At 42.4% G+C, this 18,203-nt stretch carries 11 protein-coding genes and 1 riboswitch; of the genes, 7 read left to right on the top strand and 4 right to left on the bottom strand.

All coding sequences use genetic code 11. The features are described from left to right. Nucleotides 1–223: 223 nt before the first annotated feature. Nucleotides 224–2,659: a TonB-dependent receptor gene (locus DDZ16_RS12625; RefSeq protein ID WP_109264835.1), complete on the bottom strand. Its 2,436-nt coding sequence runs from the start codon at nt 2,657–2,659 to the stop codon at nt 224–226. Between the two features lie 48 nt (nt 2,660–2,707). Continuing rightward, nucleotides 2,708–2,799: riboswitch (TPP riboswitch) on the bottom strand. 499 nt (nt 2,800–3,298) lie between these two features. On the opposite strand from DDZ16_RS12625, the gene DDZ16_RS12620 reads away from it, so the two are divergent. The 4 genes from DDZ16_RS12620 (at nt 3,299) to argS (ending at nt 12,309) form a co-directional block, all read left to right on the top strand. Beyond that, a complete protein-coding gene (locus tag DDZ16_RS12620; protein ID WP_232526655.1) occupies nt 3,299–6,382 on the top strand; it encodes a tetratricopeptide repeat protein in 3,084 nt (1,027 codons plus the stop codon). 74 nt (nt 6,383–6,456) lie between these two features. Continuing rightward, nucleotides 6,457–8,205: a TonB-dependent receptor gene (locus tag DDZ16_RS12615; RefSeq protein WP_109264834.1), complete on the top strand. Its 1,749-nt coding sequence runs from the start codon at nt 6,457–6,459 to the stop codon at nt 8,203–8,205. A gap of 56 nt (nt 8,206–8,261) precedes the next feature. Next, nucleotides 8,262–10,154 carry a biosynthetic arginine decarboxylase gene (speA, locus tag DDZ16_RS12610; protein WP_109264833.1) on the top strand — a complete coding sequence of 631 codons (1,893 nt, stop codon included), beginning with the start codon at nt 8,262–8,264 and terminating at the stop codon, nt 10,152–10,154. Between the two features lie 361 nt (nt 10,155–10,515). Beyond that, nucleotides 10,516–12,309 (top strand): arginine--tRNA ligase, encoded by a 1,794-nt coding sequence (argS, locus tag DDZ16_RS12600; RefSeq protein ID WP_109264831.1) that lies wholly within the window; start codon nt 10,516–10,518, stop codon nt 12,307–12,309. A gap of 36 nt (nt 12,310–12,345) precedes the next feature. Here the strand turns inward: argS and DDZ16_RS12595 are convergent, their stop codons facing one another. The 3 genes from DDZ16_RS12595 to trxA (DDZ16_RS12585) form a co-directional block, all read right to left on the bottom strand. Continuing rightward, a complete protein-coding gene (locus DDZ16_RS12595; protein ID WP_109264830.1) occupies nt 12,346–12,852 on the bottom strand; it encodes a hypothetical protein in 507 nt (168 codons plus the stop codon). Nucleotides 12,853–13,248: 396 nt separating this feature from the next. Further along, entirely contained in the window at nt 13,249–13,713 is a 465-nt protein-coding gene (gene trxA / locus DDZ16_RS12590; protein ID WP_109264829.1) for a thioredoxin, read from the bottom strand. A 40-nt stretch (nt 13,714–13,753) separates the two neighbouring features. Next, nucleotides 13,754–14,113 carry a thioredoxin gene (trxA, locus tag DDZ16_RS12585; protein ID WP_109264828.1) on the bottom strand — a complete coding sequence of 120 codons (360 nt, stop codon included), beginning with the start codon at nt 14,111–14,113 and terminating at the stop codon, nt 13,754–13,756. A 337-nt stretch (nt 14,114–14,450) separates the two neighbouring features. Between trxA (DDZ16_RS12585) and DDZ16_RS12580 the strand changes: the two genes are divergently transcribed. The 3 genes from DDZ16_RS12580 to DDZ16_RS12570 all read left to right on the top strand — a co-directional run bounded on the left by DDZ16_RS12580 (nt 14,451) and on the right by DDZ16_RS12570 (nt 18,065). After that, a complete protein-coding gene (locus DDZ16_RS12580; RefSeq protein ID WP_109264827.1) occupies nt 14,451–15,851 on the top strand; it encodes a CCA tRNA nucleotidyltransferase in 1,401 nt (466 codons plus the stop codon). Between the two features lie 62 nt (nt 15,852–15,913). Continuing rightward, nucleotides 15,914–16,438 (top strand): TrmH family RNA methyltransferase, encoded by a 525-nt coding sequence (locus DDZ16_RS12575; RefSeq protein ID WP_109264860.1) that lies wholly within the window; start codon nt 15,914–15,916, stop codon nt 16,436–16,438. A gap of 169 nt (nt 16,439–16,607) precedes the next feature. Beyond that, nucleotides 16,608–18,065: a monomeric [FeFe] hydrogenase gene (locus tag DDZ16_RS12570; protein WP_109264826.1), complete on the top strand. Its 1,458-nt coding sequence runs from the start codon at nt 16,608–16,610 to the stop codon at nt 18,063–18,065. Nucleotides 18,066–18,203 lie beyond the last annotated feature (138 nt).

Here is an 18,203-nt window from a genome sequence, read left to right as displayed (position 1 = left end):
GTTTACTTGGGTAAATGAGTATTTTGGCGGCAAGCGTAATGCAGCAAATGGTACTTTATGGACAGATACTAATTAGTTAACAGTTAAAGTGAGCAGGGGGAAAGTGGCTACTCAATGAAGTGATTTTTGTACTGGAAGAAAAATTTATTAACCGCATCTTTAACCCTGACAGGGTTTCAAACCCTGTCAGGGTTTTTTAAAGAAGTAGACTCTGAGTGTTGTTCTAAAACTTCAATACTACCTGTCCCATAAAATACCTTCCTGCCATGGTGTAATAGTATGCCCAGGTTTTTTCTTCGCCCTGCTCATACCAATTTCCCCCATAGGCATTAGATGAGTATTCATGATCTAAAACATTGTGTACGGTCAGTTTCAGGTTAATTTGCTTAAAAGCTTTGGGGTATAACGACCAGCTGAATTGCAGGTCATTGACAAAATAAGCATCTAATTTTCGCACTTCACTTTCTGTATTATCGAAATATTGCTCGCCAACGTATTTGCTGATTAAAGATGCCTTCAGACCTTTAGTCACTTCAGCTGATAAATTACTGCTTCCAGATACCGATGGTGAGTAGGCAATTTGGGTGTTGCCCAAATCCTTTGTGATGGTTTCCGTTTCCCAAACTTCTTCTCCGTTTTCCATGACAGGGTAACTGTTTGATGCAGTCTCCACATAATCGTTAATGATGTTTCGGCTCAGGGTAACGTTCATGTCCCATGTAAGCCACGAAAGCGGGCGCAATGCAGTCACTAGTTCAATCCCGGCCCGGTAACTGTCGGGCACGTTGGTCATGATGTCGTATCCCGTATTGCTTTTTTCCCCGGTTGGTACCAGCTGGTCTTTGTAATTCATATAATAGAAATTGACTCCGCTGCTGAAAACAGAGGATTGATAGTTGTGCCCGATCTCGACATCTATCAGTTGCTCCGGGTGAGGAGTGGCACTCGGGTCATTCTTGGCATCTTTAAAATTGGTACGGGTAGGTTCGCGATTCGAAATACCTGCAAAAGCATAAAAACTGTGGCGGTTATTTGGGGTGAAATAAAAACCGGCTTTCGGGTTAAAGAAGTTAAAGTTATGCTCTTGCTCCAGAGATAACAGGTCGTCATCTTCACCCGACATATCGTAGTTGATTCCCCTGTATTGCAAATCAACAAAAGTTCTCAGGAGCGGTGAAACCTGCCAGTTGAGCTTTGTAAATACATTGTAATCGGTTTTAAGCCCATTGTTGTAATACCACTCATGTCCTTTCTCTGTATTACCGGCATATCGCATCCAGATTAACCTGCCAAAGTGATTACCATCGTATTGGTTCCATCCACCGCCAAAGATGAATTCAACCCCGGGTGAAAGCCTGGCATTTCCGGATACGGTGCCACCATAGAAATCATTGCCCATCCATTTGCGGCGGATGAGGTCGGTTGTTTCAAATGTTTGATCCGAAATAGTAATATTTGGGAGTCCATAAACTGAAAAAGGCTCATCCTCTTTGTATTGCTCATAATAGCCGTCACCTCTTGTATAATGCAACGCTGTTGTAAAGTAAAACTGATCATTTACGGCATGACTGTAAAAAAGCTGGGCATGCGTTTGTTTATAATTATCTGTTTGATCATCATAATAACGTTCATTGCCAAACTCATCGGTATAAGCTCCTGCCGGGTTATATCGACGGTTCTCATCCAGCATTTCCTGAGGAACTCCCCACCAGCTGATACCTGTTCGTTGATCACCATGGAGTAGAACCATTTTCAAAAAACTGTGATCCAGATGGAGGGTTCCGCCCAAATAAAGCGACTGATGATCGGAGAAAGCATTCTGAATGTAACCGTCACTTTTAAGTCGGGAATACCGTCCTTCAAAAGAGAATTTATCATTGATCATTCCGGTGCCAAGTCTCAAACTGTTCTTGATGGTATTGAAAGACCCGGCCGTTGAAGATATTTCTCCGAAAGCCTCAGGTTCGCTGGTCTGTGTTTGAAAATTGACCGTGGCTCCAAAAGCTGCCGGACCCTGAGTGGAAGTACCTACACCTCGCTGGATTTGTACATTTTCTACAGAGTTGGCAAAATCGGGCATGTTGGCCCAGAAAACGCCCTGGCTCTCGGAGTCGTTTACCGGGACTCCGTTCATGGTCACATTGATGCGGGTAGGATCGGTTCCTCTGATGCGGAAACCGGTGTATCCCAGACCTGTCCCGCTCTCAGAAGTGGTTATGAGAGATGGAGTGAGCTTGAGAAGTGATGGAATGTCATTGCCGGCTCCGGTAGATCTCAACTCTTCACCATCCAGGTCGGTATGAGCAACCGGCGTTTTATTGCCTGCACGGTAGGCTGTTACCACCACCTCTTCGGTGAGATGAGATTTAGGTGTCATAGTGATCTTAATGAAACCGGTGCTTGCGAGATCGACATTTTGTTTCCACGTTTCATAACCCAAAAAGGAAGCGGTCACCTCAATGTTGTTTTGAGTGATTTCTGTGAAGGTAAATTCACCTTCCTGATTCGTAACAGCTCCGCGGTTTCCCGGATTAATGACAACTGAAGCCCCGGCCAGAGGTTCTCCTTTGGTGGTGTTTACCAGACCTTTCAAAGCATTTTGTGAAAACAGTTGGGCTGAGATGAAAATCAAGCCCACGAATAACAATAATTTTTGCATGACAAAGCAGTTAAAGTTTAACAATTAAACCGAACTGCAATGAGGAAGAACAAGATATCATACATTCCCTTGCCGGCATTACCCGGCCAGGTTCAAAGGGTATGATCTCAGCCTGATGACAGGCACCCCATTGTAGTTTTGATTAGTGGATAGTAAGTAGTTTACAGTTGTTAGACGGTAAGCAGAGTCGCTTGATAAATAAACTTCTACCTACTACTCACTATAACTATAAAACCTATAATTCCGGGAATGTTTATAAAATGGTGAGACTTCCTTCCTGCGCCGCCATTACCCGTCTCAGGTTCTAAGGGTCTGTTCTCAGTCATTGAATGGGCACCCCCGTAATTTGCTGCAAAGGTAAGAGGTTTTTTAAAAGAGAAAAAGATTTTTAGGTCTGAAATTGGGATGACTTAAAAAACAAATCCTAAAACAATCAGGATATACACCAAATTTTCTCTATTTTCGTTGATTAATATAACCTGCTTTATTCACAAATTTTCTATTCCGATGTCCAACTATCGGCAAAATACAACCGTCCTCTATAAAGATGGATTTGAAAATAATTCATTATTTCCTGCATCCATTTTATTTGCGGTTAATTGTATTTCTTGATATTTGAACATCTCATAACGATAATTCATGAATAAAGCAGGACAAATTCAGGAAATACCAATAGAACAATATCTTTGTGGTACCATGACAAAATTATGCACCCTTTCGGTTTTATTTCTGTTAATTATTTCAGCACCCTTTACTTTTGGGCAACAATCATACGACAGTCGGCAACCCGAGCGACTTTTTGATGAAGCCCTTAAGCAATATCGTAATGAGCGATATGGATTAGCTCGATCTATGTTTGAAGAACTTCAACAGAAATTCGCTCCCGGACAAAGTAACCTTAAAGCAGAAGCTGCCTATTACGAGGCAATGTCGGCTTCCAAACTGGAAAATGAAGATGCCGAAGATATGCTGGAAGCATTCTTGATCGATTTTCCTGAAAGTGGCATGCGCCCTTATGTCTACAAGAGATTAGGCGACATGGAATACGAAGATGGGAAATACCGCCAGGCCGGACGTAATTACAAATATGTAGATGCCCGAAAGCTGGATCGTGATACCCGTTACGACTTCAGGTTTAAGTCCGGATACTGTCATTTTATGGAAGAGGAATATGATCAGGCTCTTTCTGCTTTTGCCGAAATCCGGAATGTTGATTCTCAATGGTGGTCGGCAGCCAATTACTATTATGCACATATTCAATACGAGCAGGGAAATTACAAACCTGCTCTTGCCATCTTCGAAAAGCTAAAAGATGAACCCGGTTTTGGTGCTGAGGTTCCTTTTTACATTGCTCAGATATACTATCTCCAGGAAGATTACCAAAAGGCTGTTGATTATGGTTCTCCATTGGTTGAAGACGCGCGTGGTGTAAGAAAAGGAGAAATGGCGCAGGTGGTAGGCAATGCCTATTATGCAATGGCCGATTACCAAAATGCTGCCAGGTTTCTGTCTCTGGCTGTTGAGCTGAACAAAGAACCTGCCCGGCAGGATTTTTACCACCTGGGGATGAGTTATTACCATCAGAAACAATTTGATAAAGCAGCGGGAGCTTTATCTCAGGTAACCGAAGAAAAAGATTTGATGGCTCAGAATGCCTATTATCACCTGGGAGATTGTTATTTAAGACTGGACGATAAAAAAAGGGCCAGAGTTGCTTTTGAAGCGGCTTCAGAATATGATTTTGATGTGGCCATCACGGAGGATGCCATGTTTAATTATATTAAGCTCAATTATGAGTTGTCATTTTCCCCGTTCAATGAAATTATTGACAGTTTTTTGAGTTTTATTGACCGGTTTCCAAATAGCCGTTACATCGATGAAGCCTGGCAATATCTTGGCCAAGCCCTCCTTACCAGTAACAACTATCGAGAAGCTCTTGAGGCATTGGAGCAGGTGCAGAATAAAACCGCAGATAACTATCGGGCACTTCAGCGCATCGCTTACCATCGTGGTCTGGAGCTGTTTACTAATTTAAGATTTACCCAGGCCATCGATATGTTGCAATACAGCCTTCAGTATGGTGAGTACAATCGCAACCTCAAAGTAAAGGCTTATTATTGGCTGGGAGAGGCTTATTATCGTCAGGGAAACTACGACAGAGCCATCGAAAGCTTTGATACGTTTATTCGCACACCCGGATCATACCGGTTGGATGAATTCAAAACGGCTCATTATAATATTGGTTATGCCTGGTTTAAGCAGAAGAATTATCAGGAGGCCGCTTCCTGGTTCCGCAAGTATGAAAACCTGATGGATGGCCGTCAGTCGCCTATGCTTGGAGATGCTCTTAACCGGATTGGCGATGCCTTTTTTATGCAACGTGATTTTTCGCGGGCTATCGATTATTATGAGCGAGCCACCAATGTTCCCGGGGCCAATGCTGATTATGCCATGTACCAGAAAGCCTTTGCCATGGGAATCAATAAAGATCACAGAGGAAAAATCCGTCAGTTGCAGGAGTTGAACGATCGTTTCCCCGAATCGTCTTATGTGGATGATGCACTGTATGAGATGGGACGGTCATATGTTGCTTTGAATGATTTGACCTCCGCTATTCGCATGTACAAAACCATCAAGGAAAAGTATCCACGCAGCAACTTCGCCAAGAAGGCCATGTTGCAGCTTGGATTGGTTTATTACAACAATGATGATCTGGATCAGTCGCTGGCATTTTACAAGCGGGTGGTTAACGAGTTTCCTGGTACTCCCGAAGCAGAGGATGCCTTACTTGGAATAAAAAATATTTACATCGATCGCAACGATGCTGATGGTTATATTAAATATACCCGTCAGGTAGGTGGCTTTGCAAGTATTGATCAGCGTCAGGAAGATTCACTCTCGTATGTGACAGCTGAAAAACTGTATATGCAAAACAAATGTTTACAGGCCATCAATCAGTTTGAGTCTTATCTGAGGAACTATCCCAATGGCCGATTTGCGGTTAATGCACACTTCTATAAAGCCGATTGTCAGTATCGCAACAAAGACTATGACGGTGCTCGTCAGTCTTTCGAGTTTGTGGTGAGCCGCCCGGGTAATATTTTTATTGAGGATGCATTGATTGGTGTTGCCCGTATCAGCTATCATCAGGAGCGTTACAACGATGCTCTGGGCTATTATGAGCGATTGGAAAATGAAGCTGAGGATATGGAAAACAGACGTGAAGCTTTGATAGGGCAGATGCGTTGTCTGTCCCACATGGGCGATCGTCCGGGCTTTGTTACCCGTCTGGCTGAACGCATTTTGGAAGATCCTAAAACCTCTCCTGAAATTGCCAGGGAGGCCAGATACATGAAAGCTGATGCCCATCTTGAGCTGGGGGAAAAAGATCTTGCTCTTGAAGAATTTGAAAAATTGAAAGATAATCCCAGTTCACCTGAAGGAGCAGAAGCCCGATACCGTGTTGCACAAATACTGTTCGACAATGGGAAAATGGAATCAGCTGAAGAGGAAATCTTCGATTTTGTAAACGTTGGTACGCCCCATCAGTATTGGATAGCCAGGTGCTTCTTGTTGTTGGCTGATATTTATGAAGAGCGGGGTGAGTTATTTCAGGCCAGACAATATATTGAGAGCTTACTGGAAAATTATCAGGATCGTGAGGATGACATCCGGGAAAGGGCAAATGCACGATTAGAGGAATTGAAAGAGGCCCGGGGGTAATGTTTCAAGTAAGATCGTAACAACGCAAAGAGTGGATTAGAAATAAGGATTAAAGAGAATTTACCATATATATTATGAAGAGCTTCAGTATATTAACCTTGATATTTGCTTTTTACATAGCCATAGGCGTAAATGCACAGGAACCTTTGAGTCAGGATGTTCGTGTTGTGAGGGAATTTGATCCTACCGTTTCGGATGCTATGAAAATCAATCAGATGCCTGAGCGGGAGGATACCATTGAAGTTTCCCCCGAATTTAATTACAACGTGATGGGGCATGCTCTGGTCGGGAACCCTGATGTTGAATCGTTGAAAGCTGCGAGGCTGGCCCGCCGGAGAAAAGGTGATTTGTTTCCGTCTTACGTTCGTGGCGGACTGGGCAATTACCAAACGCTTTTTGGAGATATCTTTTATAATATTACCCGTAATGAGGAATTTGCTTTTGCTCTTCATTTGGGACAACAATCATCCTGGGGCAAACTTGAGCTGGAAGATGGAAGCGATTCCGAAGCTCCTTATCATCAAACTGACGGAAGTCTTTATCTAAGGCATTTTTTCGATGATAAAACACTTGAGTTTGATCTGGATTTTGACAGGTATGCTTACGAATATTATGGTTTTCATAATGTGGACCCTTCAGTGTTGTATGATCCCAATGACTCTGATGATGCCATTTCCGGAGAAAACCTGATTCCTGACCGTAAACAAAGGCAAACGGCTTTTGACCTTCATATTGGATTGTTGGGCCAACAAGCCGATGAGGATGAAACACGCTATCATGTCGGTTTTGACTATGGGGCTTTTAATAATTATACCGGCGTAGGAGAGAATGTTTTTGAGTTGAGTGGCGATCTTAAATTGCCATTCAGTAATATGGCACTTTATGTTAATGGAGGTGCTGCTTATCGAAATGTTCATAAGCCATCGGGAGATGATAAAATGCCTGATTTGTGGACATTCGATGATCGTGAGCAGATCTTCTTGACCATGGACCCTCGTTTGGTAATTCCCGGAGAAAAATTGAATTTGGAAGTGGGCGTAAATCTTACAGGAGAGTTTGCCGAAACCGAAGATTTTTATTTATCGCCTCATGTAAAGGGAGAACTGGTAATTGCCGAAGGTATTGTTTCCACTTTTATGGGAATGACCGGCGAAGTTCATGAGGACAGCTACAGAGCTATTATGGAAGAAAACCCCTTTGTGTCACCCGACCAACTTGTGGAAACCGCTCATTCGAATATCAGAGGATTTGCGGGTGTTAAAGGGAATTTCAGCAGCGCCACCTCTTTTACTGCCCGGCTTGATTATGAGTTTATCGAAAATGAGCATTTCTTCGTAAACCGTTTCTTTCCATTTTCCGGATCTGAAACACAATTCGGGATGAGTAATCTTTTTACTCCGGTTTACGATGATGTTACACTGTTGACCCTCTCCGGCGAACTACTGGTAAGACCTGTTCGTGAGCTTGATGTTGTTCTGAAAGGAGCCTACTATGGTTGGCAGACTGACGTTTTGGCTGAGGCATGGCACAAGCCAGAGATGGAGATAAGTATAAGGGCCGGTTACATTTTTAGTGAAGAACTGAGGGTGGATGCGGCATTCAATGTGCTGGGAGAAAGAAAAGCCCTGGACCTTAATAGTCCGGATGGTTTTAAACAGCTGGATGCGGTAACCGATTTTAATTTAGGGGCCGATTATCAATTTAATAAGAGGCTGCATTTTTTCGGGCGAATTCAGAATATATTTGCAGCTAAATATTATCGATGGTCGGGATATCCGATGCAGGGAATTAATTTTAGAGTTGGAGCCGGATATTCTTTCTAATTGAGTAATATTTACGTGAGTTAATCATTTTTTTAACCAAACTTAACGCTGCAGTAATGAGAAAATGGCGTAGCGAAGATTCTGCCGAATTGTACAATATCAATGGCTGGGGAATAGACTACTTTTCAGTAAATGAAAAAGGGAACGTTGCGGTAACTCCTCGAGGAAAAGGTGTTGAAGTTGATCTCAAAGAGCTGGTGGATGAGCTTACTTTAAGAGATGTGGAAGCTCCCATGCTTATTCGCTTTCCGGATATTCTGGATAGCCGGATTGAAACCATGCAGAAATGTTTCTGGCAGGCCCGGGATGAATACCAGTTTAAGGGTCAGAATTTCATCGTTTACCCCATTAAGGTAAATCAGATGCGACCTGTTGTAGAGGAGATTGTGGGTCATGGAAAGAAGGTTAATATTGGTCTGGAAGCCGGATCAAAACCAGAGTTGCACGCGGTTATTGCTACCAACACCGATAGTGATTCTCTTATCGTTTGTAATGGCTATAAGGATGAAGCATACATAGAACTGGCCCTGCTGGCTCAGAAAATGGGACGACGCATTTTCCTGGTGGTTGAGAAACTTCACGAATTGAAGCTCATTATCCGCCTTGCCCGTCAATTGAAGGTCCGTCCCAATATTGGTATTCGAATCAAACTGGCTAGTTCCGGAAGTGGCAAGTGGGAAGATTCGGGGGGTGATGTGAGTAAGTTTGGACTTACCTCCAGCGAACTCATTCAGGCACTTGATTATTTGGAAACCCAGGAGCTGAAAGATTGTCTTAAACTTGTTCATTTTCATATTGGCAGTCAGGTAAACAAAATACGACGAATAAAAAATGCACTCAGAGAAGCCGCACAGTTTTATGTGGAGCTCTTTAAAATGGGATTTAGTGTTGAATTCGTTGACATTGGCGGTGGACTTGGAGTGGATTACGATGGTACTCGTTCGGCAAATAGCGAGAGTAGCATTAATTACAGCATACAGGAATACGTCAATGATGCGGTTTACACCATGGTTGAGGCCAGTAATCGCCATGAAATACCACATCCCAATATTATTACCGAGTCCGGAAGGTCGTTGACAGCCCATCATTCAGTTTTAATTTTTGAAGCCATTGAATCCACCTCTATTCCCGAATGGGACGAAGATGAGGAGGTAACAAAAGAAGACCATGAGTTGGTTCGTGACCTTTTTGCTTTATGGGACACACTTAATCAACCCAGAATGCTTGAAACCTGGCACGATGCCCAGCAAATCAGGGAGGAAGCACTGGATCGTTTCAGCTTTGGCCTGATTGACTTGCGCACCCGTGCTCGTGTTGAACGCCTGTTTTGGTCAATTGCCAAAGATGTTCAGGATATGGCCTCCAAGCTCAAACATGTGCCGGGGGAGTTGATGAACCTGAAGAAATTATTGGCAGACAGGTATTTCTGCAATTTTTCATTGTTTCAGTCACTTCCCGACAGCTGGGCCATTGATCAGATTTTTCCGGTTATTCCTATACATCGTCTGGATGAAAAACCGGACCGGCTTGCTACCTTTCAGGATGCGACTTGCGACTCGGATGGCAAAATCGATAATTTCATTGCCACACGCAATTTTTCTTACTATCTGCCTGTGCACAAATTGAAAAAAGGGGAATCTTATTACATAGGTGTCTTTTTGGTTGGGGCATATCAGGAAATATTGGGCGATATGCATAACCTTTTTGGTGATACCAATGCGGTTCATGTTTCTGTTAATGAGGATGGTTATAATATAGATCAAATCATTGATGGTGAAACAGTGGCTGAAGTGCTTGAGTATGTGCAGTACAGTCCTAAAAAAATGGTGCGTGCAGTGGAAACCTGGGTGATGTCTTCTGTTAAATCCGGAGTAATTTCAGCTGAGGAAGGCAAAGAATTTTTATCGAATTACCGTTCCGGATTGTACGGCTATACTTATTTGGAATAGGATAATTTAATAGTGCAAAGAACAAAGTGAAATTGGGTGTTTGATACTCTGATGTTCGGGAAAGGTTTTATGACAGGGCTTTAAATGAACAGGTGAGTATCAATGTAGTGGTGGGATGTTTGCATTGCTACCTGAAAAAAGTAAGGTAAACTGCCTTTTGTGCCCATGTCGGCTATATGGACTGCTATCAATAAAATATTCTCCTTTTCCTGTGTTTTGTTATCTTTGCACTCACTTTTCGAAGTATATGAGGCAGAAAAGATTTTTCTTCTGCCTTTTACCTGTTTCTCTGCTTTCTTAGTGCGCTCGAAACAGGTTCGGTGAAAAAAAGAGAATCTGAACGTAAAAATCATTCATCATAATGGGAATTGAACAGCATATCAAAGAGGCCGTGGTCCGGGCCATAAAAGAGTTGTATGGGGCCGATTTTGAAGTTGATAATGTGCCTTTGGAATTGACACGAAAGGATCAAACGGGCGACTTTACCGTGGTGGTGTTTCCTTTGTTGCGCATTTCCCGCAAAAAGCCTGAAGATACTGCTAATGAAATTGGGGACTTTCTTAAAAAGGAACTTACTTCTATTGCTTCTTTTGAGGTAATTAAAGGGTTCTTAAACCTTACATTGTCTCATTCCTATTGGCTCAGTATTCTGGAACAGGTAATTGGAGATGAAAACTTCGGTTTTACCCGTGCTGATGAGAACAGTCCTTTGATGATGATTGAGTACTCATCCCCCAATACCAACAAACCTCTGCACCTGGGACACATTCGTAACAACCTCCTTGGTTACTCACTCTCACGCATCGCAGCCGCTACCGGACGCCAGGTTGTGAAAACCAATATTGTGAACGATCGTGGTATTCACATTTGCAAATCCATGTTGGCATGGAAAAAATGGGGTGAAGGACAAACGCCCGCATCTACCGGGAAAAAAGGTGATCACCTGGTGGGAGATTTCTATGTGAAATTCGATAAGGAATATAAAAAAGAATTGAATAGCCTCATGGAAAATGGACTTTCCAAAGAGGAGGCTGAAAAAGAGTCGAAATTGATGCAGGAAGCCCGAGAAATGCTTCTTGCATGGGAGGCAGATGATGAAGAGGTGGTTGGACTCTGGAAAACCATGAATGAATGGGTTTATGAAGGGTTTGATGAGACCTATAAGGCGCTCGGGGTAGATTTTGATAAGATTTATTACGAATCTCAGACTTATACTGTTGGTCGTGAAATGGTGCTCGAAGGGTTGGAGAAAGGTCTGTTTTACCGCCATGAAGATGGAAGTGTCTGGGCTGACCTCTCCGAAAAAGGTCTGGATGAAAAGATCTTGCTTCGTTCTGATGGTACCTCCGTTTACATGACGCAGGATATCGGAACGGCCAAAATGCGTTTCGAGGACTACAAAATTGACAAGATGGTCTATGTGGTAGGAAATGAGCAGGACTATCACTTTAAGGTGCTGTCTATTCTTTTGGATCGTCTTGGTTTCGAATGGGGAAAAGATCTGGCACATTTCAGTTACGGAATGGTTGAGCTGCCCGAAGGAAAAATGAAATCCCGCGAAGGAACTGTTGTAGATGCTGATGATTTGGTGGCAGGCATGATTGATACTGCCCGCGAAATGTCTAAGGAGCTAGGTAAACTGGATGGCTATTCTGATGAAGAAGCCGAGCGAATTTACCGCACTATTGCTTTGGCCGCGTTGAAATACTTCATTCTGAAAGTGGATCCCAGGAAAAACATGACTTTTGATCCACGCGAATCGATTGACTTTAACGGAAATACAGGACCTTTTATTCAGTATACTTACGCCCGCGTTCAGTCCATTTTCAGGAAAGCAAATGAAAAAGGTATTGATACTTCAACGAAAATAGAAGCCGGATTGGAGTTGACAGAAAAGGAAGCCAGTGTGTTGAAAATGATAGGAAATTTCCCCAATGTGGTGAACGATGCAGGAGAGGTTTACAGTCCGGCACTGGTGGCCAATTACATATATGATTTGGCTAAAGAATTTAACCAGTTCTATCATGAATCCCCAATTGTTTATGAGGAAAACGATGCCATAAGGTCCATGCGTCTGACATTGAGTCAGGCAGTAGGTCAAACCATTAAGCAAGGCATGTGGTTAATGGGCATTGATGTTCCCGAGCGTATGTAAGGATACAATAAAGGCGCATGAATTTGCGCCTTTGAACTATCTTTTCGAAAAATAATCTAGCAGAATTTTGCCCAGCAACACATCCTGATGCTTGGGCAATTTTTCATTTATAAGGTCTTTGGCCTGTTCTTCTTTCATCACCAATGGACCTCCGGATGAAGCAATTTTTTTAAATTCTGCCACTGTGTCATTGTCAAGAAATTGGCTGAGGAGATTTGTCAGGTTTGACTTTTCTCCCTGGTTTTGAGCAAGGGGCTCGGTTGATCTGTGTTCCACGTCGGTAAGACAGATGTTTAAAAGTTCGCGAACACTGGCTTTTACGGGATCTTCACTTCCCGCCGTATCTCTAAGCGACCAGCTGTTGTAGTGATAATCTGTTTCTGAAAGTTCCTTGACGTAAAGACTGTCATATCCGAAAATCTTCTCCAGAACCAAAAGGGTACCTTTTTTCCATGCCGTCCAGTCGAAGTTTTTTTTATTAAGTCTGGCAATACGTTCTTCCAGAAGTGCGTAATTAGCCGATTTTTCTGTGTTTTCCTCCATTGTGAAATAAGATTGTGGTTCGATTTAATACAGGGATATTAATCTTGCACCGCAGGATCTTAATTATTTCCCGGTTTGCATTCTATACAATACTCTGTTAAACTTTTGTGAAAGGCTATAAATCAACTTTTGGGATTTATATGCATTGTTGCTTTAAGGTTTTGTTTATTAGTACTATGTGTTTTGTCTTAAATCTAACCTGACTGCCGTCAGGCAGGTATCTAAAAATCTAACGATCTATTGCTATAAATTTAATGATTTATAAATTAATGCCGGTTCAAAAGTAATTCAGAGTTGGTTTCACACCCATATTTGAAAACTAAAGCAAAAAAAAGCTGCCCCCAGGGGCAGCTTTTTTGTTTCGACAAATAAAATCAAATCAGGAATAAAGTATGATTATTTCGATACTTTTAAAATATCAGTGATCATTTTGGTCAATTGCTCCTTGGGAACATATCCCAGCACTGCTCTTGGTTCGCCATCCATGGGAATAAACACAATTGTAGGTAAACTTCGGATGCCGAATGCGGCAGAAAGTTGCCTGGATTTCTCTGTATCAACTTTGTACACCTGGAGTTTACCGTTGTATTCCTGTTGAATTTCCTCGAGTAATGGGGATAATTTTCGGCAAGGTCCACACCAATCGGCGTAAAAGTCCACAATGGCAGGTTTGTTACCTTTATAGTCCCAATCCTGATTGTTTTCGTAATCAAAAACCTTTTGAATAAAGGCTGACTTATCCAGAGTTATTACTCCATTCTCGGGGCTTTCACCTTTCGAAGGCTCATTGGCATTAGTAAAACTCGTTCCCGCAAAAAGCAGGGCGGCTGTTAAGAATATAGCTGATACGTTCTTCCTCATGACTGATAATCTCCTTGTTTTTCTGGGTGAAGGCGGAAAATTATTTTTCCACCTTCAGTACATCTTTAATTGCTCGCTCAAATGTGTCCTTTGGCAATGCACCTTGTGCCATTTGAGGTTGTCCTTCAGTTGGAACAAAAAGCAATGAAGGAATACTCTGAATGCCAAACATACCTGCTAGTTCTTGTTGGGCTTCTGTGTCAATCTTGTAAATATCCACTTTTCCGTCATACTCATCCGATAGCTCGTCAAGAATAGGTGCTACCATCTTACAAGGCTGACACCAATCGGCATAAAAATCAATCAGACAGGGCTTTTCTCCTTCAAACTTCCACTCTTTGTTGTTTTCAAAGTCAAATACTTTTTCTTTGAAAGTCTCTTTTGTCAAAAATTCAACCATAATACTTGTTGCTTTTTAATATTGGTTCAAAAATAATGATTTCTTTCGAAATATTCAAAATATCTAAATCTGTAAATATCTTAATACAATCACCATGCCAAAAAACGGACTTTTGTCAACTCCTTAGTCTGAATGGGATTTAAATTGTAATTTTGGCCCTTTAAGGTTCAATGTCGCATGTGTCGGTTTTTTAAAAAAACGGCATGTAACTGAAGCGATTGAATACAGCTCTTTTCATTTTATTTAAACATTCAAGTTAATAAGATGTTTGGGAGAATACAATTCTAATATAAATCTTTAACAGGCAGATTCCTTTTTTATAGGGGTTTAGTGGCATATGAAGAAACATTTACAGTCTCCGGTTTTTAAAATCATTTCCAAAGTTGCAGATCAATACGACAAAGAGGCATATGTTATCGGCGGTTTTGTCAGGGATCTAATTCTGAATAGGCCTACTACCGATATAGATGTGGTGGTAGTTGGTAGCGGCATTGGCCTGGCTGAGGCTGTGGCCCGCGAATTAGGTGGGCTTAAAGTGAGTGTTTTTAAGAACTTCGGAACGGCCATGTTTAAGTACCGGGGCATGGATGTAGAGTTTGTTGGTGCACGACGTGAATCTTATCAGCGTAACAGCAGAAAGCCGATTGTTGAAGATGGAACTCTTGAAGACGATCAAAACCGAAGAGATTTTACCATCAATGCTCTGGCTTTGTCTTTAAATGAAAATACCTTTGGACAGCTGGTTGATCCATTTGATGGCATTAAGGACCTAGAGGCAGGGATTATTCGTACTCCGCTGGATCCTATGGTTACCTTTTCCGATGATCCTTTGAGGATGCTCCGCGCTATCAGGTTTGCTACACAGCTTAACTTTCGAATTGAGGAAAAGACATATGATGGTATTGTTGCTCAGAAGGACCGGTTGAAGATCATCTCCATGGAGCGGGTGGCTGAAGAACTCAATAAAATGATGATGTCCCAAAAGCCGTCACTTGGATTTAAGCTGTTGGAGAAAACCGGATTGTTGCCCATGATTCTTCCCGAGCTTCAGGATATGAAAGGGGTTGAGAAGGTAAAAGGAGTAGGGCATAAAGATAATTTTTATCATACTCTTGAGGTTCTGGATCAGTTGGTGCCCAATTCAGATGACCTTTGGCTGCGGTGGGCAGCCTTGTTGCATGATATTGCAAAGCCTCGTACCAAGCGATTTGACCCAAAACTGGGATGGACATTTCATGCTCATAATTTTGTTGGGATGAAAATGGTTCCCAATATTTTTAAACGGCTTCGTTTGCCTCAGAATGAAAAAATGAAGTTTGTCCAAAAAATGGTGGAGCTTCACATGCGTCCCATCGTATTGAGTGAAGATATTGTGACCGATTCTGCCGTCAGACGCTTGCTGTTTGAGGCCGGAGATGATATTGACAGTTTAATGACGCTTTGCGAGGCTGATATCACCTCTAAGAATGAAGCGAAAGTCCGTAAGTTTCTGCGAAATTTTAAGATTGTTCGTCAGAAACTAAAAGAAATTGAAGAAAAAGACCGGGTCAGGAATTTTCAGCCGCCAGTTTCTGGCGAAGAAATTATGGAAGCATTTAATTTGCCACCTTGTCAGACGGTTGGCGAAATAAAAGCAGCTATCAAGGAGGCTATTTTGGAGGGAGAAATACATAATGACTACCAGGAAGCACATGAGTATATGTTGAAAAAAGGGAAGGAGCTTGGGTTGGGGAGGTGAAGAGTTCTGAACCCCGAACCCCGAACCCCGAACCCCGAACTCAAAACTCAAAACTCTATATCTTGAATCAGGCCAATAAATTCTTCGAGTACCAAAATTATGAGCCCATTTCTAAAGAAAGGGCCCCAATTCTCATTGCCTGGCATCTTCAAACACCAGAAAATGCCGGTCACCTTATGCGTCTGGCAGCTAATGTGGGTTGCAGGTTGGTGTTATTTGTAAAGGAGGAGGAAGAAGTGAACTTCAAATCGGCCAAAATGAAATATGTGGCCGGACAGGCAGCTAAAAATATTAATTGGAAATATTGTTTGCCACAAGAGGTGGAGCAAATGGTACCTTCCGATTATACATTTATCGCTCTTGAGACTTCCCCCGAATCTTCCAATTTGTATAATGAGGTTTTACCTGAGAAAATGGCTTTGATGGTGGGGAGTGAGCGTTCCGGGATTCCTGTTGATGTGAATTATCCTAATCAGCAAAACGTTCATATTCCCATGCATGGGATGGTGAAATCGATGAATGTCTCTCATGCGGCAAGTGTTTGCTTGTTTGAGTGGGTGAGGCAACATACTATCCATGTTGAATAACTTTGTGCCAGCGAAGTATTCAATTCCTTTTTTCTATTCTCAGGATAAAATATAATTTGTCACGATTAAAGAAATTTTTCTTTTTTAACAGCAATTACAGATACTTTTCTTTAATAATCTCTACTTTTGCGGCGTATTAAGCAAAACCTCAAAAATCCCTTTTTATCCTATGGCTTACGTCCAAAACACCATGGTCATCAGGCGCGAAATTATTGCCCGATTGGCCAAACTAATCCATGAAGACCAACTTGCCGAGAAAATTGACCGCATACCGCTGGAAATGGCTCCTAAAGAGAAAGGGGCGCGTCGCCGCTGTTGTCATCACAAAGAACGGGCAGTTATTAAGTATAAAACCATGCCTCTTTTAGGATTTAGTCCCGATGATGAAGAGGATGAGTTGACTCCCCTGGCAGATTATGCCAATGTGGCTCTTGATCGTGAAAAAGCCAGCAATAAAAGTACCCTTACAGTAGTTGATGAGGCTTGCACCAGTTGTGTAAAAGTCAATTATGTGGTAAGTAATCTGTGCCGTGGTTGCGTGGCCCGGTCATGTCAGATGAACTGTCCCAAGGATGCCATTGTAATAAATGCAGCCGGAAAAGCTCAGATTGTTGAAGAAGATTGCATTAGTTGCGGTATTTGCCACAAGGCTTGTCCCTACCATGCTGTTATCTATGTTCCCGTTCCATGTGAAGAAGCATGCCCCGTAGGTGCTATAAAAAAGAATGATGACGGCGTAGAAGAGATTGATGAGGACAAATGTATTATGTGTGGACGCTGCATCAATGCCTGTCCTTTTGGTTCTATTTTCGAAATGTCACAAGTTGTAGATGTTCTCAGCCATATAAAAAAGGGTGGAGAGTTGACAGCAATGGTTGCTCCGGCCTTACATGGCCAGTACGGAGTTAAGCCCAGTCAGGTCATAAATGCCATTAAAAAAGTTGGCTTTACTAATGTTGCCGAAGTGGCAGAAGGAGCCGATATGACAGCCCGTGCCGAGGCGGCTGAGCTTCAGGAACGCCTGGAAGAAGGCTGCTCTCTAATGACGACTTCCTGCTGCCCAAGTTATGTACAGGCTGTGAATAAGCATGTGCCGGCATTAAAAAAATTGGTAAGTGAAACCCCTTCTCCAATGATCTTTTCAGCCCGTTTGGCTAAAGAACGTTTTCCGGATACTAAAACGGTTTTTATCGGGCCGTGTGTTGCCAAACGTAAAGAAGCCAAAGATTCAGGACTGGTTGATTTTGTGCTGACCTTCGAGGAGTTGGATGCCATCTTTGAAGGGTTGGGCATAAAAGTCAGCGAAATGCCTGACAATGCACCCCTGGTGGATGTTCCACGCGAGGCTAGAGGATTTGCCAAAAGCAACGGTGTTACCAATGCAGTAAAAAAAGCCGGCGAGGACATTTACATTAAAGAGGTCATCATTAATGGTCTTGACAAGAAGTCTCTTAATGTGCTTAAGGCCTATGCCCGCGGAAAAGCGCCCGGTAGTTTTATAGAAGTGATGGCCTGCGAAGGAGGATGCTTGTCCGGCCCCTGTGCCATTGCCGATGACCGCAAAAGTAAAAAGCAATTCGATCAGTCTCTTGACTCGGTTTATTCCAAAGAGACTGTAACTAAATAAATACCCGGTTCTGCCGATTTGTCACCCGGATTCTGACAGGATCCGGGTATTTTTTTGTTCTCCGGTGTCATTATTGCATCTTTTTGAGTTAAAAATGAATTGGCACATGCTTTGATTTAGTAGAGGAGCAATTACGAA

Source organism: Marinilabilia rubra (assembly GCF_003121985.1).
GTDB lineage: Bacteria > Bacteroidota > Bacteroidia > Bacteroidales > Marinilabiliaceae > Marinilabilia > Marinilabilia rubra.
This window is presented reverse-complemented; position numbering and strand designations above follow the sequence as displayed.